Genomic DNA, 23491 nt, shown 5'->3' with positions numbered 1-23491 from the left:
AACTGGTTACTGGGCTGTCTAGCAAAATACCGAGAGATCAGGCCGTCTGCGGGATGAGAGGATGGGAATCCGCGGCGAAAGGAAGCCATGTTCGAGCGAGTCAACCTCGAAGACGCGAGGTACATCGACTACTCCGAGCTGCTCGACCATCTCCACGAACAGTTCCCCGCGGTTCCCCGGCATCGGATCGAGAGCATCATCGTCGCGGAGAACGACGCGATCACGGGCGGGTTCCTCCGCATCGTCCCGGCGGAGGTCGCCACCGGAGCGGTGGAGATGCTGGAGCGGGAGCCGATGGCCGCGAGCGAAGACGGCGAGGTGGCATGATGTCCGAGTCCCAGGACTACGCACGCTCGGGCTATTGGTACCCCGATGGCGAGAGCATCAGCACGGTCGACGTGCTCAACATGCTGCGGCGCTATCGATCCGCCGAGACGGCCATGCGGGCGCGCACCCGCGCCTCCATGGGGATGAACGAGACCGACCTCATGGCCCTGCGCTTCCTGCTCCGCGAGCAGCGGGCGGGACGGATCGTCCGCCCCATCGACATCGCCCGGATGCTCGACATCTCCACGGCATCGACGACGACGCTCATCGACCGCCTCGAGAAGGGCGGCCATGTACGCCGCGAAGCACACCCGACGGACCGACGCGCCGGCGTGATCGTGCCGAGCGTCAGCAGCGACGAGGAGGTGCGCGCCACCCTGGGGGCGATGCACCGCAGGATGCTCACCCTCGTCGACGAGCTGTCCGACCAGGAGCGCGCCGTCGTGACGCGCTTCCTCGCGGGGATGACGGCGGCGATCGAAGAGGCCTCCGACCTCGACCAGGAGCTGCGCGACGTGATCCGCGACCACGAAGGCCCCGAGACGTCGGAGTGACCCCCGGACCTCAGAGTCCTTCGGCGATCTCCTTGATCGCAGCGAGACGACGGTCCCACTCGCGGCCGATCGCATCGAGCTTCTGCGCGGTGGCCGAAAGCTCCGCCCCCACGACACGGAAGCGCAGCTCGCGGCCGGCCCGCACGGGCTCGACGAGTCCGACCTCCTGCAGCACGGCGAGGTGCTTCGCGATCGCCTGCCTGCTCACCGGAAGGCGCCCGGCGAGGGCGGACGCCGAGGCATCCCCCTCGCCGAGAGCCGCCAGGATGCTCCAGCGCGTCTCGTCAGCGAGTGCCGCGAACATGGGCGTCAGGGTTCCTGCGGTCATGCTTCGCCTTCCACCAGTGCGACCATCTTGTCGAGCTCCAGGTCCCAGCCGGTGCGGTGCGACTCGAGGTTGGCTCGGGGCTCGGACGTGCGCTCGAATCCGCTCTCCACGACCGTGAGGCGCGTGCCGCCGTCGACCTCTTCGAGCGTGAAGGTGAAGACGGTCGAGGTCGACTCGTCGATGCTGTCGGGGAGCTTCCCGAGGGCGTCGTCGTTGTTCCACCGATACGTGATGCGGCGGGGCTCGTCGTACTCCTCGACGCGGAGCGGGATCACGTCGTAGTCGGGGAAGGTCATCGTCCCGGTGGCGCCGACGCCCGCGCCGTCGAGCACGGTGCGCCCGAACCAGCGCGAGATGTGCTCGGGCTCGGCCACGGCGCGCCAGACCTTGTCGACGGGCGCCGCGATCTGGATGCTGCGTCGCACCGAGAAGGTCTCCTCGTCGACGACGGATGCCTGGTTGCGGGTCATGTTCACCATGATGGGTCCTTTCGGGGTTTCCTGCACTTCTCGTCGATCGGTCGATCAACTGCAACTTCAGGGTTGCACTTGCCCCCTCGTAATGCAACCCCCAAGTTGCAGAGCCTGCGGCGAAGGTCCCGGCAGCGGCTCACGTGTCGGACGGATGCCGGCTAGTCGCGCGTGCGGCGTTTCTCGAGGAACCCGGCGAGGAGCACCGCGACGAGGGCGGCGGCGGGAGCGACGAAGAGCCCGGCTCGCAAGCTCTCGTTCTCGGCGATGTAGCCGACGAACGGCGGCGAGAGGAGGAAGCCGAGGCGCAGCAGCCACGACACGATCGTGAGCCCGACTCCTGCCCGCAGACCCGGCAGCTCGTCGGCGGCGTGCATGGCCGCGGGGATCAGCGTCGCGATGCCGAAACCGACCGCGGCGAACCCGAGGATCGTCCCTGGCACGCTGGGGAACGCCAGGGCGAGCGTCATGCCGACGGCCGCGATGATGCCGCCGACCCGCGCCACCCACCGCTGCCCGAAGCGATCGGTGAGGGGATCGCCGATCATGCGGCCGACGAACTGCGCCCCGACCAGGGCGATGAAGCCGAGCGGCGCGACGGCGGCCGCGGCCCCGAGCGAGTCGGCGAGGTACAGGGTCGCCCAGGAGTTCCCGGCGTCTTCGGCGACGGCGCCCGCCATCGCGATGAGCGTCAGGGCGATGATCGCGATCACGGTCCGAGGCGTCACTCCGCGGCGCACGGTGTCGGCGAGATCGGCCGGTTCGGCCGCGGCATCCGCCTCGGTCTCGTCGTCGCGGCCGGGGAGGCAGAACCGGAGGGCGACGAGGGCGACCGTCGCGAAGACGGCCGTCGAGATGCCCAGGTGCACGCCCAGGGGCAGCTGCAGCGCGATCGCGACAGCGGCCATCGCGCCGCCGAGCACGGCGCCGATCGACCAGATCGCGTGGAATCCGTTGATGATCGAGCGACCGAACCGGCGCTGCACGCGAAGCCCGTGCGCGTTCTGCGCGACGTCGGTGATGGCGTCCGAGGCGCCGCCGAGGAACAGCGCGACGGCGAAGAGCACGCCCGTCGGCGCGAGCGCGGCCGACAGCAGTCCGATGCTCGTGAGCACGGTGCCGATCACCGCGATGCGCGCCGACCCGAACCGGCGGATCAGCACCGCGGCGAGGAGTCCCGCGGCGATGGCGCCGGCAGGGAAGGCGGCGATCGCGATGCCGTAGCCGAGATTGTCGAGTCCGAGCCCCGCCTTGATCTCCGGGTACCGCGGCAGGATGTTCGCGAACAGGGCGCCGTTGGTCAGGAAGAGAGCGGAGACAGCGATGCGGGCGCGTCGCGAAGCCTGATCCGGAAGGGATCGAATCGATTCGATGGAGGGCATGCGTTCGATCGTACCGGGCGGCGAGCGGGTGCGTCGACCGTGCCGGGCGCTACTCAACGAGGCGGATCTCTGCAACCCCGTTCCTCGCCTCATCCGCCCGGCTTACGCTCAGGGCATGCCCGAACTCACCCAGCCCACCGGCCGCGAACAGGCCCTGCGTGCCCGCCCCCGCGACGACGGCTCCGAGCCCCGCGCGCTCGTGCTCGGGGCGACCGGCTACATCGGGGGCGCCTGACCCCGCGACTGCTGAACGCCGGTTACCGGGTGCGCGTGCTGGCGCGGGATGCGGCGCGCGCGGCGTCGTTCCCGTGGGGAGACGACTGCGAGATCGTCGAGGGCTCGGCCGACGATGCGGCTGCCGTGGCCGCGGCCATGGACGACGTCGACGTGGTCTACTACCTGATCCACTCCATGTCCGCTGGGAAAGGGTTCGAGGAGAGCGACGAGCGTGCGGCGACCACTGTGGCGGAGGCCGCGTCCGCGGCGGGCGTGCGGCGCATCGTCTACCTCGGCGGCCTGCATCCCGACGATGTCGCGCTGTCACCGCACCTGCGCTCACGGGTACGCGTGGGCGAGATCTTCCTGCACTCGGGGGTGCCTGCGCTGGTGCTGCAGGCCGGGGTGGTGATCGGGTCGGGGTCGGCGTCGTTCGAGATGATCCGGCATCTCACGGATGTGCTGCCCTACATGCCCGCGCCGAAGTGGGTGCGCAACCGCATCCAGCCGATCGCCGTGCGCGACGTGCTGCACTATCTGCTCGGCGCCGCCCGGGTCGACGCCGACGTGAACCGCGCGGTCGACATCGGCGGCCCCGACGTCCTCCGCTACGGCCAGATGATGAACGGCTACGCGGTCGAGGCGGGGCTGCCGCAGCGCGCGATCGCCGCCCTGCCCGTGCTCACGCCGGGACTCGCCTCGCACTGGGTCAACCTCGTGACGCCCGTGCCGCGGTCGATCGCCCGCCCGCTCGTGGCGTCGCTGCAGAACGAGTGCATCATGAAGGATCATGCGGTCGACGAGCTCATCCCCCGACCGGAAAGCGGCCTGACCCCGTACCGCCGCGCCGTGGACCTCGCCCTCGGCCGGGTCGACGCGGATGCCGTCGAGACGAGCTGGCAGGACTCCGAGGTCTCCGGGGCGCCCAGCGATCCGCTGCCGAGCGACCCCGACTGGGCGGGCCGCACCGTCTTCACCGACGCGCGCACCCTCGCCACGTCGGCATCCGTCGATCGGCTGTGGCCGGTGATCCTGGGCATCGGCGGGACGAACGGCTGGTACTCCTCCCGGTTCCTGTGGGCGGTGCGGGGACTGATGGATCGCGTGATGGGCGGGGTGGGCCTGCGCCGCGGCCGCCGCAGCCGGACGGTCGCCCGGGTGGGCGACGCGATCGACTTCTGGCGCGTCGAGACGGTCGAGGAGCCGGGTGCTGCGACGGGGTCGTCGGCGGCGAGCGGGGGCTGCTGCGCCTGCGCGCCGAGATGAAGGTGCCCGGCGAGGCCTGGCTCGAGCTGCGCGCCGTGCCCGACGACAGGGGCGCCCGCTACGAGCAGCGGGCGATCTTCTTCCCTCGCGGACTGACCGGCCGCCTGTACTGGCTCGCCGTGCTGCCCTTCCACGGCGCGATCTTCGCCGGCATGGCTGCCCGCATCACCGCGGCTGCCGAGCACCACGACGACGCAGCCTCCCTGGACGACGCCGCCTCCCCAGTATCCGCGAGCCCGCTATGACGCCGCGTCAGTCCGCGCGGGGTCGCTCCGCCGGGCCGTCGTCGAGCGCCGCGTCGACCACCGCATCCACGTCGGCCGGAGGGATGATGTCGATCGCCTCGGTCGCAGCCTCGTACACCTCGGCGAGGCTGTCATCGACGGTCGACTCGTCGATCCAGGCGAGGTCGTCCTCCGAATGGTCGTACTCGACCGGCACGAGCGCGAAGTCGTCGCCGTACTCCTCGAGCCCCGACATGACGCTGTGCCGGACGGCGGCTCGCGCGTAGCGGTCGCGCAGGATCATCGGGTCGCGCCGCAGGTCCTTCATGAACGCGATCATCATGAACGCCATGATCACGGCGAACGGCAGCGCGGCGATGATCGTCACGTTCTGCAGCGACTTCAGCCCGCTCCCCTCTTCGCCGGAAACGAGGAGCACGGCTGCGATCACACCGACGAGCGAACCCCAGACGATCGTCACCCAGCGCGTCGGCTCCGGGCGCCCCTGCTGCGACAGGGTGCCCATGACGAGCGACGACGAGTCGGCGCCCGTGATGAAGAAGATCGAGATCAGCAGGATGAGCAGGATGCTGGTGATGAGCGGGAACGGCAGGTTCTCGAGCACCCCGAACAGAACCTCCTCCGGCGGATCGACGATGAGGCCGGCGCCGTCCATCTGCTGCTGGATCGCCGTCGAGCCGAAGATCGCGAACCAGACGAGGGAGATGGCCGAGGGGACGAGGATCACGACCGACACGAACTGACGGAGCGTGCGGCCCCGCGAGATCTTCGCGATGAACATCCCCACGAACGGCGACCACGAGATCCACCACGCCCAGTAGAAGATCGTCCAGCCGGACAGGAAGGCCTGGGCCTCGTCGCCCTGCGAGGCGGAGCGCGCGACCATCTGCGGCAGATCACCCACGAACTGCACCGCAACGGACGGGATCACGTTGAGGATGAGCATCGTCGGCCCGACGAAAAACACGAAGAACGCGAGCACCAGGGCCATGACGGCGTTGATGTTCGACAGCGCGCGGATGCCCTTCGAGACGCCGGACACCGCGGAGGCGATGAAGCACGCGGTGAGGACGGCGATCACCGCGATCAAGACCCCGTTGCCGAGTTCGCCGATACCGCTGACGAGCTCGACGCCGTGCCCGATCTGCAGGGCACCCAGCCCCAGCGAGGCGGCCGTGCCGAAGAGGGTGACGATGATCGCGAAGACGTCGATCGTGCGGCCGAGCGGCCCTGCGGTGCGACCCTCGCCGAGCAGGGGAGCGAAGATCGAGGAGATCAACGGGGTGCGCCCTCGGCGGAAGGCGCCGTAGGCGATGGCACCGCCGACCAGCGCGTAGAACGACCACGCCTGCGGACCCCAGTGGTAGAGCACCTGCGCCTGAGCGGTGTGCATGGCCTCGAGGGTGTTCGCCTCGACCGTGCCGGGCGGCGGGGTCTCGAAGAACGTCAGCGGCTCGGCGGCGCCCCAGAACACGAGGCCGATACCCATCCCGGCGGCGAAGAGCATCGAGATCCACGAGAACATCGAGAACTGCGGCTCTTCGTCGTCGCGACCGAGGGGGATGCGCCCATACCGGCTGAAGCCGACGAACAGCATGAACACCAGGACGATCGTGGCGATCGTCGTGAAGAAGAACCCGAAGTACTCGACCACCCAGCCGAGGACGGCAGACGTGGTGCCCGAGAGGTTGTCGCCGGCGAGGACTCCCCACGCGATGAAGGCCACGACGAGTGTGAGCGCGATCCCGAACACGAGCGGGTCGGTGCGGTACGTGCGGCCGGTCTCTTCGACCGAGACGCCGGGCACGAGCGCCGGATGCACGCTGCGCGGGGGGACGGCCGCGATGTCGCGGACGATCTTCTTCGCGGCCTCGGTGGCTTTGGCCGGAAGGCGGTTCACGCCTGTTCGCGCGTCGGTCCCCACGGCATCCGTGCGGGGGCGCGGAGGGTTCTTTCCTGCGGAGCGTGCGTCGGGCTTCTCGTCAGGGGTCTCCATGGGAGACCATCCTGTCACGCGATATGCCGCAGCGTGCCGTGACTAGCGCGGGCGGCGGCCGACCCCCGCGAACAGCGAGTGCAGCAGGGGGAGCACCGACACGCAGATCAGGGTGATGCCCAGCGGCGGCAGGGAGGGGACGAGCAGCGCCCCGCCGATGAGCATCGCGGCGAACAGCACCCCCGAGGCGATGCGGCGGGCGATGCCCTCGAGCCGGTCGAGGCGGCGCTCCAGACGCGAGGTGTCGAACGAGACGTTCCCGTCGTCGATGCGCGTGATGATGTCGTCGATGCGGCCGGGCAGGCGCCAGGTCGTGTTCATGGTGCCCATCGCCTGACGGGTGAACGCCTGCACGATGGTGCCGCCCTCGTCGCGCAGCAGACGGCCGGCGTACGGCTCCGCGGCATCCCACACGTTGAACGTGGGGTCGAGTCCGCTGCACATCCCCGACGTCAACGACACCGCCCGGATGAGCAGCAGCATGTTCTCGGGCAGCTGCAGCGGGAGCGAGCGCACCATGTCGCCGAACTCCTCCGCGAAGTCGCGGAACTCGCGGGGGTCGACCTTGCTGAGCTCGGCGAAGCCCATGCCGCCGAACCGGGCGAAGAGCGTCGTCAGGGCGCGTTCGAGCTCGGCAGTGTCGGCGGAGGGCAGCAGCACACCGATCTCCTGCGCGGCCGCGACGAGGCCTCGGCTGTCGCGGCCGGCCACCGCGATCAGGAGTGTGCGCAGGCCGCCGCGCAGGCTGTCGGGGATCTCGGCCATCATGCCGAAGTCGATGAACGTGAGGCGGAAGTTCCGTCCTCCCCTGTCCGCGGGCGAGGGCGCCGGGGTCACGAAGATGTTCCCGGGATGCGGGTCGGCGTGCACGAAGCTGTGCGTGAACACCTGGTCGAACATGACCTCGGCGAACACCGCGGCGACCTCGGACGGATCGATGCCCGCCGCCCGCAACGCCTCGGTGTCGTTGATCTTGATGGCCGTGACGTCCGACAGGGTGAGCACCCGGCGGGTCGAGCGCTCCCACACGATCTCCGGGGTGTCCACGCGAGGGTCGTCGGCGAAGTTCTCGCGGAACCGCTCCGCGCTCGCGGCCTCGTGCAGGTAGTCGATCTCCTCGAGGCTGGTCGCGGCGAACTCCTCGACGAGCGCAGGAGCATCCACGCGGTCGGCCACGATCCGCACGCGGGTCAGCCACCGGGCGACACGGCGCAGCGCAGCGAGGTCGACCGCCACGATCTCGTCGATCCCCGGACGCTGCACCTTCACCACGACCTCGTCCAAGCCGGTGTCTGCGGCGTCGAGCGCGGAGAGCCTGGCCCGGTGCACCTGCCCGAGGGAGGCGGCCGCGACCGGAGTGTCGTCGAACCAGGCGTAGGCGCGTTCGAGCGGGATGCCGAGTTCGGCTTCGGCGAGCGCGCGGATCGCCGGGGTCGGCACGGCGGGGACCTCGTCCTGAAGCCCCTCGAGTTCCTTCGTGATCTCGGGCGGCAGCACGTCGAGGCGCGACGACATGAACTGTCCGACCTTGATCATGAGACCGCCGAGCTCGACGGCGAGGAGGTGGAAGCGACGCGCGAACCTCTGCATCCGCGGCCCGCGGGTGCGCTCGGAGATCCCGCTCATCCCGAAGCGCGGGAGGACGAGTTCGAACCACCAGATCTTGACGAACTCACGCCCCGCGAACGACAGGATGCGGCGGTACCTGGCGCGGTGCACGCCCTGTGCCGCAGCATCCGTCATCGCGTGGTCCTCTCGCAGACCCCCATCCGATGCCGCACTGCGCGGTCAGTCCTGCGCGAGGATCGAGTACAGCCTACGGCGGGCCTCGTCGAGGATCTCGATGGTCTGCTGCACCTGCTCGGGCGAACCGCTCCGACCGACCTGGGCCGCTGCCGCTGCGAGGTCGACGCCGGCCTTGGGGAGGGCGCTGAAGCGGGCGTTGTCACGGTTGCCGTCCTTGCCGGACGACTCCCAGGGCGCCGGCGCCTCGGTGGTCTCGTCGGCGACCGCGCGGCCGGCCTCGGTGAGCGAGTAGGTCTTGCGGCCGTTCTGCTCCTCGGCCTCGATGAGCCCTTCGTCGGCGAGCAGCTGCAGCGTCGGGTACACGGAGCCGGCGCTCGGCTTCCAGGTGCCGCCGCTGCGCTCGGCGATCTCGTTGATGATCTGGTAGCCGTGCATCGGCTTCTCGGCGAGCAGCGACAGCACGGCCGTGCGGACATCGCCGCGGGCCATGCGGGAGCCGCCGGAGGGGCGCGATTCGAACGACTTGCGCAGCTGGTCCATGGCCTCGAAGATCGCGGATGCCGGACCGCCGGGGCCTGTGCCGAACCCGGATCCGCCGAAGAGGCCGCCGGGGCCGCCGTTGCTCCCGGAGCCGCTGTTGCCGCCGAACGGGTTGGAGGGGAATGCGTTGTTCATGATGACCTCCCAGTCGCGAACGATACTCAACGATATATCGTTAACCCTGAGGGTGGGGTGGGAGTTTCACACGCCCGGGCGCAGCGCAAGCCCGATGGCACCCACAGGAAACAGTGTTTAGCTCGAGCGATGTCAGCTTCGGGGGAGAACAATGCGCTGCCGGCAGACGGCTTGCGAGTGAGCGTGGTCGTCCCGGTCTTCCGGCCCGGTCCGTCTTTCGATGCGTTGATCGCGTCGCTCGATCGTCAGAGCCTTGCACCCGCCGCGTTCGAGGTGCTGCTGTGCGATGACGGGTCGGGCGAGCCGACGGGCGCGCGTCTGGCAGAGGTCGCCCGCACGCGCCCGAACGTGCGGGTGCTGTCGCTTCCGCATTCCGGGTGGCCAGGGATGCCCCGCAACCACGGGGTCGACGCCGCCCGGGGGACGTACGTGCAGTTCGTCGACCAGGACGACTATCTGTTCGACACCGCGCTCGAGGCGCTGTGCGACTACGCGGATGCGAACGCGTCCGACGTCGTCGTCGGCAAGGAGGTCGGGATCGGTCGCCCCCTTCCGAGCCGCATCTTCCGCCACGACATCCCCGACGCGAAGCTCGGCACCGATCCGCTGCTCGAGATGCTCACGCCGCACAAGCTGTTCCGCACAGCCTTCCTCCGCGAGAACGGCATCCGCTTCCCTGAGGGACGAGTGCGGCTGGAGGATCACCTGTTCGTCATGCAGGCGTATTTCGCGGCGTCGACGATCTCGGTTCTCGCGAGCGTGCCCTGCTACGCGTGGGTCAAGGAGCCGGGCAGCGCGAGCTCTGCGCGCATCGACCCCGAGACGTACTTCCCGCACCTCGAGACGGTGCTCGATGTCGTCGAGGCGCACACGGAGCCTGGCCGGCTGCGCGACCGACTGCTCCGACACTGGTTCCGCGGGAAGATCTTGAAGCGGGTCGCGGGTCGGCGGATGGTGAAGTATCCCGACGACTATCGCGAACGGCTGCTCGACGTGGTCACACCGCTGGTGCAGAGGCGCTTCGGGCCCGGGGTCGACAGCGGTCTCGGTTTCCCGAACCGGATCCGTGCCGCGCTGCTCCGCGCGGATCGTCGAGCGGATCTCGTGGCCCTGGCGGGGTTCGAGGCGGGGCTGACCTGTCGGGCCGTGGTGACGGCGGCGCGCTGGTCGCGGGGCGGAGGCCTGTATCTGACACTGCGGGTCGACATCACGCACGACGGTCGGGAGGCCCTGGTGCTCGAGACGGTCGTCACCGACGCGTCGGGTACCGCTTCGAGCGCGAGCGGGCAGAAGAAGTCGACCCGCCTCACGTCGCTGCCGCTGTCGTCGGTCGACGGTCTGCCCGCAGACCTCCTGGTCGTCGATCGCGAGCTTCGCAACGATCGGGTGGACGTGTTCCTCCGGGAGGAGACCGGCGATGATCGCCACCTCGCCGGTCGTCGACCCCGCGACCTCGCCGCGGTGGCCGTATCGATCGACCCGCTGAAGGTGTTCGACGCGCAGGACGACTCCCGCGGCGGTCGCCTCATCGTGAAAGTGCGTCGTGCGGGCTGGACGTTCGAGGTTCCGCTCCACGCCGAACCCGCGACTCTCGCACGTCTCGGTCGCTCTCCGATGCTGGCCGGGCGCCCGTGCGCGCTCGTGGCGGCGGACGATGGCGTCGTGGAACTGCGCCGGGAGTGGCCGAGTGGTCGGATGAAGGATGCTGCCGGCCGTGCCATCCGTCGACTGCGCAAGGCCGTCCGCCGACGCTGACCGCGGCGCCTCCTCGGCACTCCAGCGGCGCCTCCCCGGCACTTCGGCGGCACTCCAGCGGCACTCCAGCGGCATTTCGGCGGCATTTCGGCGGCGTCGAGATCGCGTGTCCTCCGCTTGCCTGATCGAACGATTAACGATAGATTCCTGCTGTTCTTCGACGAAAGGCGGGGTCATGAGCAGAGTGACGATCGTGGTGCTGCGGATCGTGATCGCGGTCGCGCTGCTGGGGTCGCTGGTGGTGCAGGCGCTCATCGTGCCGCTGCTGTGGCTGGATCTCGCTCAGGAGGAGCTGTGGGGCCGGATCGCGCTGGTGTCGATCGTCGTGCTCGGGGTCGGCACGCTGCAGGTGTTCGGGGTCTGTGTGTGGCTGCTGCTGACGAAGGTGCGGCGGGGATCGATCTTCTCCGAGTCGTCGTTCCGGTACGTCGATGTGATCATCGGGGCGATCCTCGTGGCGGCGGCACTCACCTGGATCCTCGCGGCACTGCTCGCTCCGGGTTCGGCCGCGCCGGGTCTCGTCGCATTGATCGGCGGCGCGGGGGTCGTGCTCGCCGGGGTGGCGCTGCTCGTCGTCGTGATGAAGGCCCTGCTGCGTCAGGCGATCGACCGCGATGCCGAGGCGCGGTCGCTTCGCTCCGAGCTCGACGATGAGGTGATCTGATGCCGGTCGTGGTCGACATCGACGTGATGATGGCGCGGAGGAAGATGAGCGTCGGCGAGCTGGCCGACCGGATCGGCATCACGCCGACCAATCTCGCCGTCTTGAAGAACGGCCGAGCGAAGGCGGTGCGGTTCACGACTCTCGACGCGCTGTGCGCCGTGCTGGAGTGTCAACCGGGTGATCTGTTGCGGTGGGAGCCCGACGCCTGAGGCTCGGCCGCACGGAGCGCCGAGCATCACCCACCGACCCCCGACAGCGGTCGTCAGGCCGCGATGTCGAAGCGTGCGCGACCACCGAGCCGTGGCTTCTGCGCGGGGTCGACGTATCGGGGCGGCACGAACCACACCCGCGGCCCTTCGATCCGGATGTCCCACCCGTTGTCGTGGATCCGGTGATGACAGGTCTCGCAGAGAAGCACTCCGTTCGAGAGATCGGTCGGCCCGTGATCTCGTCTCCACCAGCGGACGTGATGCGCTTTCGTCATCTCGGGCGGTAGACCGCACATGGCGCAGCCACCGTCTCTCTCGACCAGAGCGAGGCGTTGAGCTCGCGTGAAGAGCCGCTTCTCCCGACCCCAGTCGAGGATCTCGCTCGCCCCTCCGAGTACGCACGGGATCACTCCGCCCCCGGCTGCCATCCGTCGTGCCGCTCCCACGCTCACCGGCTGGTCGAGGCCGTCGACCGTGGCCGACCCGTGGCCTGACTCCAGTTCCTCCATCCGGATCCGCACGACCACCGTGGCGCCCGCCAGAGGAACGCGCTGCTCGCAGCCGAGCACGTGTCCGCAGAAGACGGCCAGAGCATCCGCCTGGATCATGGGCACGGAGCGCCGGTCGGCATCGGGTGATGCACCGTCGGGGGCGTCCTGGCGCGCGGCGAAGGCTGCCGTGACGTATCCGCGAATCGCGGTCACGATCGGAGCCGCGGTCTCCGCGTCGAGCTGTGCGTTCAGGTGCACCATCCCGTCGCGTTCGAAGAGCGTGAGGGAACGGCGTGCGCGCTGCTCTTCCGATCTCGGCTCGACACCGTCGGGGTCGAGCCACGCCTCGGCGCGGACGATGAGTTTGCGGACGTCGTCGAGCGCCAATCCTTCCGCGGCCTCGGTGAGCATCCGCTCCCCCGCGGCGATGCGCTCGGCTCCGGCCGCGATGCGACACCTCTCGAGCAGAGCGATGATGAGGGCCGCCGCCTGTGCACTGAGCACACCCGCGCCGAGCGCCTCTCGAACGACGGGGTAGCGCGCAGGGAGGCGTGATCCGATCAGGTCGGTGCGCGGCGCCGTGGCCTCGCCCACCTTCACCAACCGGAGAGCGTCGCCGGTCGACACTCCGGTCGTCGCGGCGATGAGCTTGGCAGGGGTGCGGAACCCCTGCTGCTTGGCCAGGCTCTCCGGGCCGAGCTCGGGGCGCGATTCATGGGTGATGCCCGCAGCCACGTCGACGTGCACCGCATCGAGCCGACGCTGCAGCGCGCCGATCGCATCGTTGACGGCGATCAGCTGCTCACGAGAGAGATCGGTCGCCTCATCGGCGCCGGCCCAGGCCGCGTCGAGGTGAGCCATCGCCTCGTGCAACCCGGTCAGTGTGGACATGCTTCATGGTATCGCGGCGGCACCTCAGTATAGAAACTTTCTTCGAATCAAATACCGAGATTCCGCACGAATAGGCCTGGCGTGCTCGGAAAGCTCCCTGCACAATTTCACACAGATTCGAAGTTATCAACGACTCTGGGAGTCGCCGACAGCCAACAGCTCCCGCAGCCGGTCGGACTCCCCTGCCGCCATCGCATAGCCGTGCTCAGGAGCCGGGTACACACCCTCACGGACCTCGGTCGCATATGCCTCGACGCCCGCGACCGCTGCCGCGCGCAGTTCGGCGTAGCGCTTCACGAACTTGGCCGCTCCCCGTCGTAGAGCCCGAGCAGGTCGTGGAACACGAGCACCTGCCCGTCGGCATCCGCTCCGGCGCCGATGCCGATCACCGGGATGTCGAGGCGCGACACCAGGACCTCCGTCACTTCGGAGGGGATCGCCTCGACGACGAGCATCGAGCACCCGGCCTCCTGCAGGGCGACGGCGTCGTCGATCACGGCGAGCGCGGCGTCAGCGGTGCGGCCCTGCGCCCGGTAGCCGCCGAGCGCCGTGGCCGTCTGCGGGGTGAGGCCCACGTGTCCGACCACGGGGATGCCGGCCTGCACCAGGGCCCGCGCCCGGTCGACGGTCGTGCCGCCGCGCTCGATCTTCACGAGATCGCAGCCCGCCTCCTTGACGAAGCGCTGCGCCGTCGCGATGGCCAGCTCGTCCGACGCCTCGTACGATCCGAACGGCAGGTCGCCGACGAGCAGCGGCCTCGTCAGCCCACGCCGCACCGCCCTGGTGAGCATGAGCATCTCGTCGATCGTTACCGGCACGGTGCTCTCATACCCCAGCACGGTCATGGCGGCCGAGTCGCCCACCAGCACGACGTCGACGCCAGCCGCCTCGACGATCTGCGCGCCGGGGTGATCGTACGCGGTGACCATGACGATGGGCTCGCCGGCGTCTTTCTTCGCGGCGAGCGCGGCGAGTGTCACGCGCTTCGCCGTGGTGGCATGGGCGCTCATGCGCGGGCCTCCGTCAACAGGCGATCGACGGCGTCGTCGACCTGGATGATCGCGTTGCCGCGGTCCACGTGCACGACGACAGGCTCGTAGCTCGCGAGGTCGTCGCGCGAGTAGTCGGCGTACGAGATGACGATGATCGTGTCTCCGGTGTGGACGAGGCGTGCGGCGGCGCCGTTGACCTGGACGACACCGGAGCCCCGCTCGCCGACGAGCGTGTACGTCTCGAAGCGGGCGCCGTTGTCGACGTCGACGACGTGCACCTGCTCGTGCGGGAGGATGTCGGCGGCCTCGAGCAGGATGGGGTCGATCGTGATCGAGCCGACGTAGTTCAGGTCGCTGTCGGTGATGGTCGCGCGGTGGATCTTCGACTTGAGCATGGTGCGTCGCATCAGGCATCGCCCTCCGGGTCGGTGGCTCTCGGGTCGGTGGCTCTCGGGTCGGTGGCTCTCGGGTCGGTGGCGCTCGGGTCGGTGGCTCTCGGGCTTGCGATGTCACTCGGCTCGGAGGTGGACGCTGTGTCGACAGGGGAGAGGAGGTGGTTGTCGATCAGGCGCGCAGCTCCGACGTGCGCCGCGACGGCGAGCAGTGCATCACTGTCGACACGGGCGAGCGGCCGCAGCGTCTCGGCATCCCGCAGCTCGAGGTACTCGGGGTCGATCCCCGCCTCCCCCAGCACCCGGCGGGCGGCCGAGAGGATGCTGCCGGCATCCCGCGCGCCTGCCGCGAACACGTCGGTGGCGGCGTCGAGGGCGCGGTTGAGAGCCGTGGCCTGCGCGCGCGCGTCCTGGTCGAGGTAGACGTTCCGCGAACTCATGGCGAGCCCGTCGGTCTCGCGCACGATCGGGCAGGCGACGATCCGCACGTCGAGGTCGAGGTCGCGCACGGCGCGGCGGACCACGAGCACCTGCTGCGCATCCTTCTGCCCGAAGTACGCCGCATCCGGACGGACGATCCCCAACAGCTTCGTGACGACCGTGGCGACCCCGTCGAAGTGGTGCGCGCCGCGGCTCGCACCGTCGAGCACGTCGGTCAGCCCCGCGACGTGGATGGTGGTGGCGAACCCGTCGGGGTACATCTCGGATGCCGTGGGCGCGAAGAGGATGTCGACACCCGCGGCCGCGGCGAGCCTGGCGTCGCGGTCTTCATCACGCGGGTAGGAGCCGAGGTCCTCGTTCGCACCGAACTGGGTCGGGTTGACGAAGAGCGAGACGACCACGAGGTCGGATGCGGCGCGCGCCTCGCGCATCAGGGAGAGGTGCCCGTCGTGGAACGCGCCCATCGTGGGGACGAGGCCGACGGCCGCGCCCTCACGCCGGGCGTGACCGACGGCCGCTCGCATCTCGGGGATCGTGCGGAGGATTCTCATGCCGGGGACTCCTTCGACTCCGCGGTCGTCGTGTCGGGAGAAGGGACGGATGTCGGTTCGAACGGAGGGGTTTCTCCCGGCATCCGCGCGTCCTCCCGACGTCCGTGCCCGGTCTTCGGCGTGCGGGAGGCGATCGTCCGTGTGGTGGCGGCGAGGGCGTCGAACGGGTCCTGCAGCCCGAGTTCTGCGGCGGCCGACCTCTGGCGGGCGACCGTCTGCGCGTCGCCGCGGGCGATCGGCCCGGTCAGAGCCTGCTGAGCGCCGAGGCTCGTCCAGTTCTCGACGGTGCGACCGACGAGCGGGGCGAGAATATCGCGAGCCTCGCCCTCGGGGATGCCGGCGGCCGAAGCGAGCTGCTCGGCCGCATCGAGCACCGTGAGGACGAAGTTCGACGCGAACGACGCGGCCGCGTGATAGCGCGCGCGGTGCTCGTCGTCGACCGCGAACGGACGTGCCCCGAGCGCCCGGGCGAGGGCGTCGGCGACGTCGAACGCCTCGTCGGTGCGGCCGGCGATCGCGGCTCCGATGCCCTGGAACACGTCAGGCGTCTCCGAACCGGTGAAGGTCTGCAGCGGGTGGAGGCTGAAGTCGACGTCGGTCAGCGGGGTCGCACCGGAGACGTGTCCGACGAGGCGCGCGTGCGGTCGGGCGACGAAGGCCACGGCCGGGATCGCCGCGTCGGGGACGCAGAGGAGCGCGATGTCGGCCGTCGGCATCGGCTGCTCGCGTCGAACCGGGCCGAGAACAGCGAACCCCGCGGCACGCAGGGCCCTGGCGAGCACGCGTCCGAGTCGCCCCGCGCCCACGAGAGCGATGGTCGTCTCTGGCGCGAGCGAAGAGGATGTCTGCATGTCGATTCCGGGCCGATCATGGGCGAGCGATGGGGGCGGTGCGGATGCCAGAAGTATCCGCCCCGTGCCGCTTCCGCTCCAAATCTGGGAGCAATCAGGCAAGGCAGAGATCTAGGTAGCTTGGCATAAAGGTATGTTCAGCGCACACGGGGCGCGCATTTCGATCCCCAGCGATTCCGGCGGCCGTGGCCCGGCAACTCCGTGCGCCGACCTCGAACGAGCTGATCGATGGGTGCGCGCCTCACGACGCACACCCACCGATCCCCGTCTCTCAGTCGCGACGCCACACGGCCACGATCGCCGCTCCGAGCAGCGCGAGGCCGGCGGCTCCGATGAAGAGCCATGAGAAGCCGCCGGTCAGCGCTTCAGCGGCCGGGGCGCCGCCTGCGGTGAGGGCCGCCGTGCGCAGTCCTGCGACGGTGCCGAGCACGGCGAGACCGACCGCTCCGCCGATCTGCTGACTCGTGTTGATGAGGCCGCCAGCGAGGCCGGCCTCTGCGCCTTCGACGCCGTCGACCGCGAGCTGGGTGGTCGCCACCACGGCACCTCCGAGTCCGATGCCGATCAGCAGCGTGGGGCCGAGGAGGTGCACGGCGAACACGGCGTCGGAGGGCGCGGCGGCGAGCCAGAGGAGTCCTCCCGTCAGCACCAGCAGCGCACCGATCAGCACGGGCCGGGTGCCGAGTCGGGCGATGAGCGCAGGGGCTCCGCCGGCGACGAGCACGAGCACGCCGGCGAGGGGCAGCTGCGTGAGGCCCGCCGTGAGCGCGTCGTATCCGAGCACCGCCTGCATGTACACCGACAGGGCGAAGAAGAGCGCGACCATGGCGGCGCCGCCGAGCAGCATCACGGTGTTTCCCAGGGCGAGGTTGCGGTTGCGGAACACCGACAGCGGCACGAGGGGCTCGGCGCTGCGACGTTCGATCGCGATGAACGCGACGCCGAGCAGCAGGGCGGCGGCGAGCAGCACGAGGGGCAGCGGGTGCACGAAGCCGACCTGCTCGACCGCGCTGAGAGCGCCGACGAGAGCGACGAGCGCGCCGGTGACGGTCACGGCTCCCGCGGCATCCAGACGACCGGGCGTGCGGATGCCGTCACGCGTGACGAGCAGAGGGATCGCGATGAGCACGAGGGCGCCGACGGGCACGTTCACGAAGAACACCGCCTGCCAGCCGAGGGTGGCGGTGAGGACCCCGCCGAGCAGCACCCCGGCGGCGGATCCGATGCCGGCGACCGCACCCCAGACGCCGAGGGCCTTGGTCCGTTCGGAGTCGTCAGGGAACAGATGGGTCAGCAGCGCGAGGGCGGCGGGGGCGAGGAGCGCCGCCGACACACCCTGCAGAGCGCGGGCTCCGAGCAGCATCTCGCTCGAGACCGACAGCCCGGCGAGGGCGGAGGCCGCGACGAACCCGGCCGTCCCGATGAGGAACACCCGGCGGTGACCGTAACGGTCGGCCAGGCGTCCACCGAGCAGGAGCAGCCCGCCGAACGCGAGCACGTACGCGGTGATGACCCAGGCCAGGGCGGCGGTGTCCATGCCGAGCTGCCGGCCGAGGACGGGGAGGGCGATGTTCACGATCGAGGCATCCAGCACGACCAGGAACTGTGCGAGTGCCAGGACGCTCAGGGCGAGCCAGCGGTGCGTGCTGCGCGGTGCGGTGACCGGGAGAGAGGTGAGGGTGGTCATGAGCTGCTCCATTCGTGGTGTTCGTTGTGGTGGTGGATGAGTGATTACTCACTCACTCTTCAGGACAGAAGGAAGGGCGATGATCCCGCCGCGAGATCAGTCGGGGTGCGTGATGCCCTTGGTCAGCAGAGCGACCCAGTCCCCCGGGCGCCCGTCGAGCTGCGTCGTGACGATCAGGTGGCACAGCTGCCCGTAGGCGATGAAGCGCTGCACGTCGTCGTCGCTCGCGCGCGAACGGGTCTTCGCGAACGTCGTGACACGTTCGAGCCCCGTCCGCAGCGCCTCGCCGACAGCCGGGATCTCGGCGACCGACTGCGCGTGCACCTGCAGCATGAGCAGCTTCCGGTCGGAGATGAGCTGCGCGTACGCGTCGCCCATCGCGTCGAGGGTGCCTTCGGGCGAGGTGTCGCCCGCGGCATCCGCGCCTTCTTCGAGGGCAGCGAGGATCGCGTCGAAGCAGGCCTCGAGCGCGACGACGAACAGCGCCTCCTTGCCCGCGTACAGCTTGAAGACGTAGGCCGGGGAGATCTTGGCTTCGCGGGCGACGTCGGCGACGGTCGTGCCGTGATACCCGCCGCGTGCGAACGCGGCCACGGCCGCCGAGGCGACGAGCGGCCTGCGGGCGTCTGCCGTGGAGAGGATGGAGCTGCGGGTCGAGGACATATGAGTGACTGTACACTCACTCTTCGCGATCGACAAGAGCACGCGGCCATCGCGGGCGTTCAGCCGCGCAGCACCGAGTCGAGCAGTCCAGGGAAGAGCTCATCGAGGTCGTCGCGCCGCAGCGTCAGCATCCGACGCCGTCCATTGGGCTCGTTGCGGATGACGCCGGCTTCGCGCAGCACCTTCATGAAGTGCGACTTGGTCGACTTCGGCAGGTTGGGGTCGGTGGCGTGACAGGAGGCCATGTCGAGCGGACCGTCGGCGAGCTGGCGCGTGATCGCGAGGCGCTCGGGGTCGCTCAGCGCGAAGAGCACGTCCGTGAGCTGGATCTCGGAGCGCTCCGGGTGCGGAAGATCGCCAGGCATGGTTCGATAATAGTTGAACAATGGCCGGATGGCGAGTACGCTCCGATAGTTCGATGATTCTCGAACCTTATGAGGAGGCGCCATGACCACCACCGAGCCGATCGTCCGTCCGGCCCTTCGCCCCACGCCGGCGGCTGAGGGTGGGCAGCGCATCGAAACTCGACCACGCCTGGGCTTCGGACTCGCGGTCGCGGCGCAGATCCTGATGGCGGTCGGGGCGAGCGCGCCGTCGCCGTTCTATCCGGTGCTCGCGCACGAGATCGGCTTCGACGCGATCGTCATCAGCGCGGTGTTCGCGGTCTACGCCGGGTCGCTGCTGCTGACGCTCCTCACCACCGGGTCGCTGTCCGATCACATCGGGCGTCGTCCGGTCGTGGTCGCCGGGTTCGTATTGCTCGCGGGGAGCATGCTCCTGTTCTGGCATGCGGATGCCGTGGCGGTACTGTTCCTCGCACGTATCCTGCAGGGCGTCGCGAGCGGCCTGCTCCTCTCCGCGCTCTCGGCGACGGCACTCGACTTCGCGCCGGGCGGCCGCGCGGGAGTCGCGGCCCTGTGGAACGCCCTCAGCCCGGGAATCGGCCTCGCCCTCGGTGCCCTCGTCTCGGGCGTGATGCTCGACCTCAGCGGCGAAGCCCTGCTCGACGTGTTCGCGCCTCTGAGCGCGGTGTACCTCCTGATCGCGGTGCTGTTCTTCCTCGTGCCGGAGACGGCACCGCGGAGGCCCGGGGTGTGGGCGTCGCTGAGCTTCCGGCTGACGATCCCCTCCGCGATCCGGTCCGACTTCTGGCGCGGGGCTCCGGCCGTGATCGCGGGGTGGGCCACCGGTGGGCTGTTCCTGTCTCTTGGGGCCACGATCGTGCGGGGCGAACTCGGCGGCGAGGCTCACTTCTGGCAGGGGCTCGGCGTCGTGCTGCTCGCCGGCGTCGGAGCCGTGACCGCGTTCACGCTGCGGAACATCGCCGCGCGGTCGATGGTGCTGTTCGGGACGTCGGCACTCGCGGTCGGCACCCTGCTGTCGCTGATCGCGTTGGGGGTCGGATCCCTGCCGTTCTACCTCGTCGCGGCGGCCGTCACCGGCATGGGCTTCGGGACGGCCTTCTCGGGAGTCGTGGCGTCCCTCGCGCCGAGGATCCCCCGACCGAGCGCGCCGACACCTTCGCCGCGATCTACCTCGTCTCGTACCTGGCGTTCGGGGTACCCGCCGTCGTCGCCGGAGCACTGGTCGGGGTGGTCGGACTCGAGGCCGTGTGCGTCGGGTATGGGGTCGTGGTGATCGCGCTCGCGGGTGTCGCTTTCGGCCTGCGGATGCGCGCCGGGCGATAGGCGGCCGGGGGCCGGGGCCTCACGAGCAGAAGTCGTCCGCGAACCGCTGGAACTCCTCGGGACTCACAACGGGGTCATCCGATGAATCGTAGATATCGGACGCGAACATCCCGATCGGCGTGAGCACCTCGCCGGGTCTCACCGCTGCCAGTTCGCTGGCTGCGAAGTGGCCGGATACGGCGTTCTCGCCGTTCTCGCCGAACGCCGTCACGCTGAAGAGCACGTCCTTCCCGAGTGTCTGTTCGCGGAACGGCATCGCCACGTCGCCCGCCCCGATGATTGGCTCCGACAGGGCGAACTCCTTCGCCTTGACGTTCCGCCACCCTTCGGAATCGCCGTCCTGATTCGGAGGGAAGGAGTTGATGGCGCGAAGCTCGAGGCTATCCACCGACCCGTGGCAGAGGCGCACGAGAACCTCGAGTGAACCGTCCCGCTGTCTGAGCAAGCCCAGGGTTCCGGTCACGGCAGGCGTGCACGCCGTCATCGCCAGCATCGGCGCCAAGACCAGGATCGCGACGCCGCGCCAACGTTTCATGACGGAACGCTAACCCGAGGCGCGCATCCGGGGTGTGAACGTATCGGAATCGTGATGGCGGGGCGTCGCCACCCGGCATCCGCTCTACGCGGGAACGTCCGCCTCGTCGCCGAGGCGCCGTGATCGCGGGGTCTGCGAGGGATCCGGGTTCCATGCGATCACGGTACGAACCGCGGCCGGTGGCGGATCGGCGACAGGCGCGAGTCGCCGTGCGGCATTCCGGTGTGCTCGTCCGCGGTGAGGGTCGTAGTCAGTAGGGCTGCACCCGTGGGTCAGGACACGGTCATGGGGGTGACATCGACGTCGATCACCCCGAACGGGAACGGGCTGAAGACCGACCAGGACTCGGAGTTGAACTGCTCGAGCGGGATCATCATCATCCACGCGTGCGAGACGACGATCGCGACGAGCGCGAACAGGCCGACCGCTCGCAGAGCCCATTCCAGGGTGCGCAGCGCCGCACGTTCGTCGGTCGCCTTCATCACGCGACCGATCGCGAGCAGGACGATCAGAGCGATGCCGATGTAGACCAGCGGGCTGGGGCCGAGGGTGAGCTGAACGCACATCGGAGCCTCGTCCACCGAACGGCCCGATGCGTCGATGAACCCGCCGTCGGCATCGACACCGCCTGGGCAGATTCCTTTGCTGCCGTTCATGAAGGCGGGGTAGAGGAACGCGATGATCAGGGACCAGATCAGAACGCGGCGGATTCCCCTGATCACCACGACGCCGGCCAACCCGGGGGCGGCCGAGGTCTCCGACGGGGTCTGCGCGAGCGACATGGCGGTCTCCTTCGAGGTCGGTCGCTTTCATCCTGTCGCACGGTGCGTCCGAGAGGAAGGATGCAGACGTGCCGGCGGCGCTGTATATCGGCCGTACCCTGGAACGTCTGCCTCTTCCTCCGAGGCGCCTTCCCCTGGAGCATCCATGTCTGCAACGACGGTCGACGATCGTTCCCGCTACCGGGCCAACCCCTCGGTGCTCACTGCGCTGAAGAACCCGCGGATGCTGACCCGCGAGGTCCTGGCCGGCCTCGTCGTGGGGCTGGCGCTGATCCCGGAGGCGATCGCGTTCTCGGTGATCGCGGGCGTCGACCCGAAGGTGGGGTTGTTCTCGTCGTTCATCATGGCGGTGTCGATCGCGTTCCTCGGTGGACGTCCGGCGATGGTGACCGCGGCGACCGGAGCCGTGGCGCTCGTGATCGCACCGGTCGCGCCGACGTATGGGCTGGACTATCTGATCGCGACCATCATCCTCGCCGGCATCTTCCAGGTGATCCTCGGGGTGATCGGAGTCGCGAAGCTCATGCGGTTCATCCCCCGCAGCGTCATGGTCGGGTTCGTGAACGCGCTGGCGATCTTCGTGTTCAGCTCGCAGTTCCCGCAGCTGATCGACGTGCCGTGGTTGGTGTATCCGCTGGTGGCGCTCGGCATCGTCGTGATGCTCGTGATGCCGAAGATCACCAAGATCGTGCCGGCGCCTCTCGTGTCGGTGATCATCGTGACCGGGGTCGTGCTCGCCTTCGGGATCACCGTGCCGACCGTCGGCGATCAGGGCGAGCTGCCGCGGAGTCTGCCGGAGCTGTTCATCCCGAACGTTCCGCTCACGTGGGAGACGTTCACGATCATCGCGCCGTTCGCGCTCGGGGTCGCGCTCGTCGGGCTGATGGAGTCGCTGCTCACCGCGAAGCTCGTCGACGAGATCACCGACACTCACTCGAACAAGAGCCGCGAGTCGTGGGGGCAGGGCGTCGCGAACGTGCTGTCGGGCATGTTCGGCGGCATGGGCGGCTGCGCCGTGATCGGTCAGACCATGATCAACGTGAAGGCCTCGGGTGCGCGGACCCGCATCTCGACCTTCTGCGCCGGGATCTTCCTGTTCCTGCTGGTGGTCGTGTTCGGCGACTTCGTCGGGACGATCCCGATGGCCGCGCTGGTGGCCGTGATGATCATGGTCGCGATCGGAGCGTTCGACTGGCACAGCATCCGTCCGTCGACGTTGAAGCGGATGCCGAAGAGCGAGACGTTCGTGATGGTGGCGACGGTGGCGTTGGTGCTGGTGACGCACAACCTGGCGGTCGGGGTCGTGGGTGGGGTGCTGGTCGCGTCGGTGCTGTTCGTGCGACGGGTGGCGCACTTCGTGACGGTTCGTCGGGTTGTGGCTGAGGCGGGCGACGTTGTGACGTACGTCGTGGAGGGGGAGTTGTTCTTCGCGTCGAGCAACGATCTGACGACGTTGTTCTCTTATACGGGGGATCCGTCTCGGGTCGTTGTGGATCTGTCGGGGTCGCATGTGTGGGATGCGTCGACCGTTGCGGCGTTGGATGCGATTGAGACGAAGTATGCGACGTTGGGGAAGACGGTGGAGATCGTCGGGATGAATGAGAGCAGTTCCCGGATCCGCGGGCGGTTGACGGGTGGGTTCGAGTAGAGGTGCAATGACGGACACACCCCGGGCTGGTGACCACATGGTTGTT

At 69.3% G+C, this 23491-nt stretch carries 22 protein-coding genes and 2 pseudogenes; 8 read left to right on the top strand and 16 right to left on the bottom strand.

Going from position 1 to position 23491, the window contains the following annotated elements:
- Window positions 1-87 precede the first annotated feature (87 nt).
- A complete protein-coding gene (locus K1X59_RS01505; protein ID WP_183151591.1) occupies window positions 88-327 on the top strand; it encodes a hypothetical protein in 240 nt (79 codons plus the stop codon).
- Window positions 327-881: a MarR family winged helix-turn-helix transcriptional regulator gene (locus K1X59_RS01500; RefSeq protein WP_183151590.1), complete on the top strand. Its 555-nt coding sequence runs from the start codon at window positions 327-329 to the stop codon at window positions 879-881. Before K1X59_RS01505 ends, K1X59_RS01500 begins: the two co-directional genes overlap by 1 nt.
- A 10-nt stretch (window positions 882-891) precedes the next feature.
- Here the strand turns inward: K1X59_RS01500 and K1X59_RS01495 are convergent, their stop codons facing one another.
- The 3 genes from K1X59_RS01495 to K1X59_RS01485 all read right to left on the bottom strand — a co-directional run bounded on the left by K1X59_RS01495 (window position 892) and on the right by K1X59_RS01485 (window position 3061).
- On the bottom strand, window positions 892-1209 hold the full coding sequence (locus K1X59_RS01495) for a metalloregulator ArsR/SmtB family transcription factor (protein WP_183151589.1): 318 nt from the start codon (window positions 1207-1209) through the stop codon (window positions 892-894).
- Entirely contained in the window at window positions 1206-1688 is a 483-nt protein-coding gene (locus tag K1X59_RS01490; protein ID WP_183151588.1) for an SRPBCC family protein, read from the bottom strand. Before K1X59_RS01490 ends, K1X59_RS01495 begins: the two co-directional genes overlap by 4 nt.
- A 152-nt stretch (window positions 1689-1840) precedes the next feature.
- Window positions 1841-3061 (bottom strand): MFS transporter, encoded by a 1221-nt coding sequence (locus K1X59_RS01485; protein WP_220173859.1) that lies wholly within the window; start codon window positions 3059-3061, stop codon window positions 1841-1843.
- A 115-nt stretch (window positions 3062-3176) separates the two neighbouring features.
- On the opposite strand from K1X59_RS01485, the pseudogene K1X59_RS01480 reads away from it, so the two are divergent.
- A pseudogene (locus K1X59_RS01480) lies at window positions 3177-4788 on the top strand (SDR family oxidoreductase).
- A 7-nt stretch (window positions 4789-4795) separates the two neighbouring features.
- On the opposite strand, the gene K1X59_RS01475 reads toward K1X59_RS01480, so the two are convergent.
- From K1X59_RS01475 to K1X59_RS01465, 3 genes are read right to left on the bottom strand one after another with little or no spacing between them, the layout of a single operon-like run.
- A complete protein-coding gene (locus tag K1X59_RS01475; RefSeq protein ID WP_183151587.1) occupies window positions 4796-6784 on the bottom strand; it encodes a BCCT family transporter in 1989 nt (662 codons plus the stop codon).
- Window positions 6785-6826: 42 nt separating this feature from the next.
- Entirely contained in the window at window positions 6827-8527 is a 1701-nt protein-coding gene (locus tag K1X59_RS01470) for an AarF/ABC1/UbiB kinase family protein (protein ID WP_220173858.1), read from the bottom strand.
- 45 nt (window positions 8528-8572) lie between these two features.
- Entirely contained in the window at window positions 8573-9205 is a 633-nt protein-coding gene (locus K1X59_RS01465) for a PadR family transcriptional regulator (protein ID WP_183151586.1), read from the bottom strand.
- Window positions 9206-9334: 129 nt separating this feature from the next.
- Between K1X59_RS01465 and K1X59_RS01460 the strand changes: the two genes are divergently transcribed.
- The 3 genes from K1X59_RS01460 (at window position 9335) to K1X59_RS01450 (ending at window position 11833) form a co-directional block, all read left to right on the top strand.
- A complete protein-coding gene (locus K1X59_RS01460) occupies window positions 9335-10960 on the top strand; it encodes a glycosyltransferase (protein ID WP_220173857.1) in 1626 nt (541 codons plus the stop codon).
- Window positions 10961-11135: 175 nt separating this feature from the next.
- The gene (locus K1X59_RS01455) at window positions 11136-11624 is read left to right on the top strand and encodes a DUF2975 domain-containing protein (protein ID WP_183151584.1); all 489 of its coding nucleotides are present in this window, start codon (window positions 11136-11138) and stop codon (window positions 11622-11624) included.
- A complete protein-coding gene (locus K1X59_RS01450; RefSeq protein ID WP_183151583.1) occupies window positions 11624-11833 on the top strand; it encodes a helix-turn-helix transcriptional regulator in 210 nt (69 codons plus the stop codon). The genes K1X59_RS01455 and K1X59_RS01450 overlap by 1 nt, the downstream gene beginning before the upstream one ends.
- 53 nt (window positions 11834-11886) lie before the next feature.
- Here the strand turns inward: K1X59_RS01450 and K1X59_RS01445 are convergent, their stop codons facing one another.
- The 8 genes and pseudogenes from K1X59_RS01445 to K1X59_RS01410 form a co-directional block, all read right to left on the bottom strand.
- Window positions 11887-13215, bottom strand: a complete 1329-nt coding sequence (locus K1X59_RS01445; RefSeq protein WP_244632316.1) for an HNH endonuclease signature motif containing protein — start codon at window positions 13213-13215, stop codon at window positions 11887-11889.
- A 126-nt stretch (window positions 13216-13341) separates the two neighbouring features.
- Window positions 13342-14225, bottom strand: a pseudogene (gene panB / locus K1X59_RS01440) (3-methyl-2-oxobutanoate hydroxymethyltransferase).
- Complete coding sequence (panD, locus tag K1X59_RS01435) at window positions 14222-14614, bottom strand: aspartate 1-decarboxylase (protein ID WP_183151582.1); 393 nt, start codon at window positions 14612-14614, stop codon at window positions 14222-14224. The pseudogene panB and the gene panD overlap by 4 nt, the downstream one beginning before the upstream one ends.
- The gene (gene panC / locus K1X59_RS01430) at window positions 14614-15591 is read right to left on the bottom strand and encodes a pantoate--beta-alanine ligase (RefSeq protein WP_220173856.1); all 978 of its coding nucleotides are present in this window, start codon (window positions 15589-15591) and stop codon (window positions 14614-14616) included. Before panC ends, panD begins: the two co-directional genes overlap by 1 nt.
- Complete coding sequence (locus tag K1X59_RS01425) at window positions 15588-16442, bottom strand: Rossmann-like and DUF2520 domain-containing protein (protein ID WP_183151581.1); 855 nt, start codon at window positions 16440-16442, stop codon at window positions 15588-15590. The genes panC and K1X59_RS01425 overlap by 4 nt, the downstream gene beginning before the upstream one ends.
- A 271-nt stretch (window positions 16443-16713) precedes the next feature.
- On the bottom strand, window positions 16714-18129 hold the full coding sequence (locus tag K1X59_RS01420; RefSeq protein ID WP_183151580.1) for an MFS transporter: 1416 nt from the start codon (window positions 18127-18129) through the stop codon (window positions 16714-16716).
- Window positions 18130-18225: 96 nt separating this feature from the next.
- Window positions 18226-18792, bottom strand: coding sequence for a TetR/AcrR family transcriptional regulator (locus tag K1X59_RS01415; protein WP_183151579.1), 567 nt, complete (start codon window positions 18790-18792; stop codon window positions 18226-18228).
- A gap of 59 nt (window positions 18793-18851) precedes the next feature.
- Window positions 18852-19157 carry a helix-turn-helix transcriptional regulator gene (locus K1X59_RS01410; RefSeq protein ID WP_183151578.1) on the bottom strand — a complete coding sequence of 102 codons (306 nt, stop codon included), beginning with the start codon at window positions 19155-19157 and terminating at the stop codon, window positions 18852-18854.
- 82 nt (window positions 19158-19239) lie between these two features.
- On the opposite strand from K1X59_RS01410, the gene K1X59_RS01405 reads away from it, so the two are divergent.
- Window positions 19240-20430, top strand: coding sequence for an MFS transporter (locus K1X59_RS01405; RefSeq protein WP_244632315.1), 1191 nt, complete (start codon window positions 19240-19242; stop codon window positions 20428-20430).
- 69 nt (window positions 20431-20499) lie between these two features.
- Here K1X59_RS01405 and K1X59_RS01400 read toward each other — a convergent pair whose 3' ends face one another.
- Both K1X59_RS01400 and K1X59_RS01395 read right to left on the bottom strand, forming a co-directional pair.
- Window positions 20500-20943, bottom strand: a complete 444-nt coding sequence (locus K1X59_RS01400) for a hypothetical protein (RefSeq protein WP_210274223.1) — start codon at window positions 20941-20943, stop codon at window positions 20500-20502.
- Between the two features lie 344 nt (window positions 20944-21287).
- A complete protein-coding gene (locus K1X59_RS01395; protein ID WP_183151576.1) occupies window positions 21288-21797 on the bottom strand; it encodes a hypothetical protein in 510 nt (169 codons plus the stop codon).
- Between the two features lie 145 nt (window positions 21798-21942).
- Between K1X59_RS01395 and K1X59_RS01390 the strand changes: the two genes are divergently transcribed.
- A complete protein-coding gene (locus K1X59_RS01390) occupies window positions 21943-23445 on the top strand; it encodes a SulP family inorganic anion transporter (RefSeq protein WP_183151575.1) in 1503 nt (500 codons plus the stop codon).
- Window positions 23446-23491 lie beyond the last annotated feature (46 nt).

The organism is Microbacterium sp. Se5.02b (assembly GCF_019464375.1).
In the GTDB taxonomy this organism is placed as follows: Bacteria; Actinomycetota; Actinomycetes; order Actinomycetales; family Microbacteriaceae; genus Microbacterium.
Note: the sequence above shows the minus strand (reverse complement) of the source record. Positions and strands in the feature narration are given on the sequence as shown.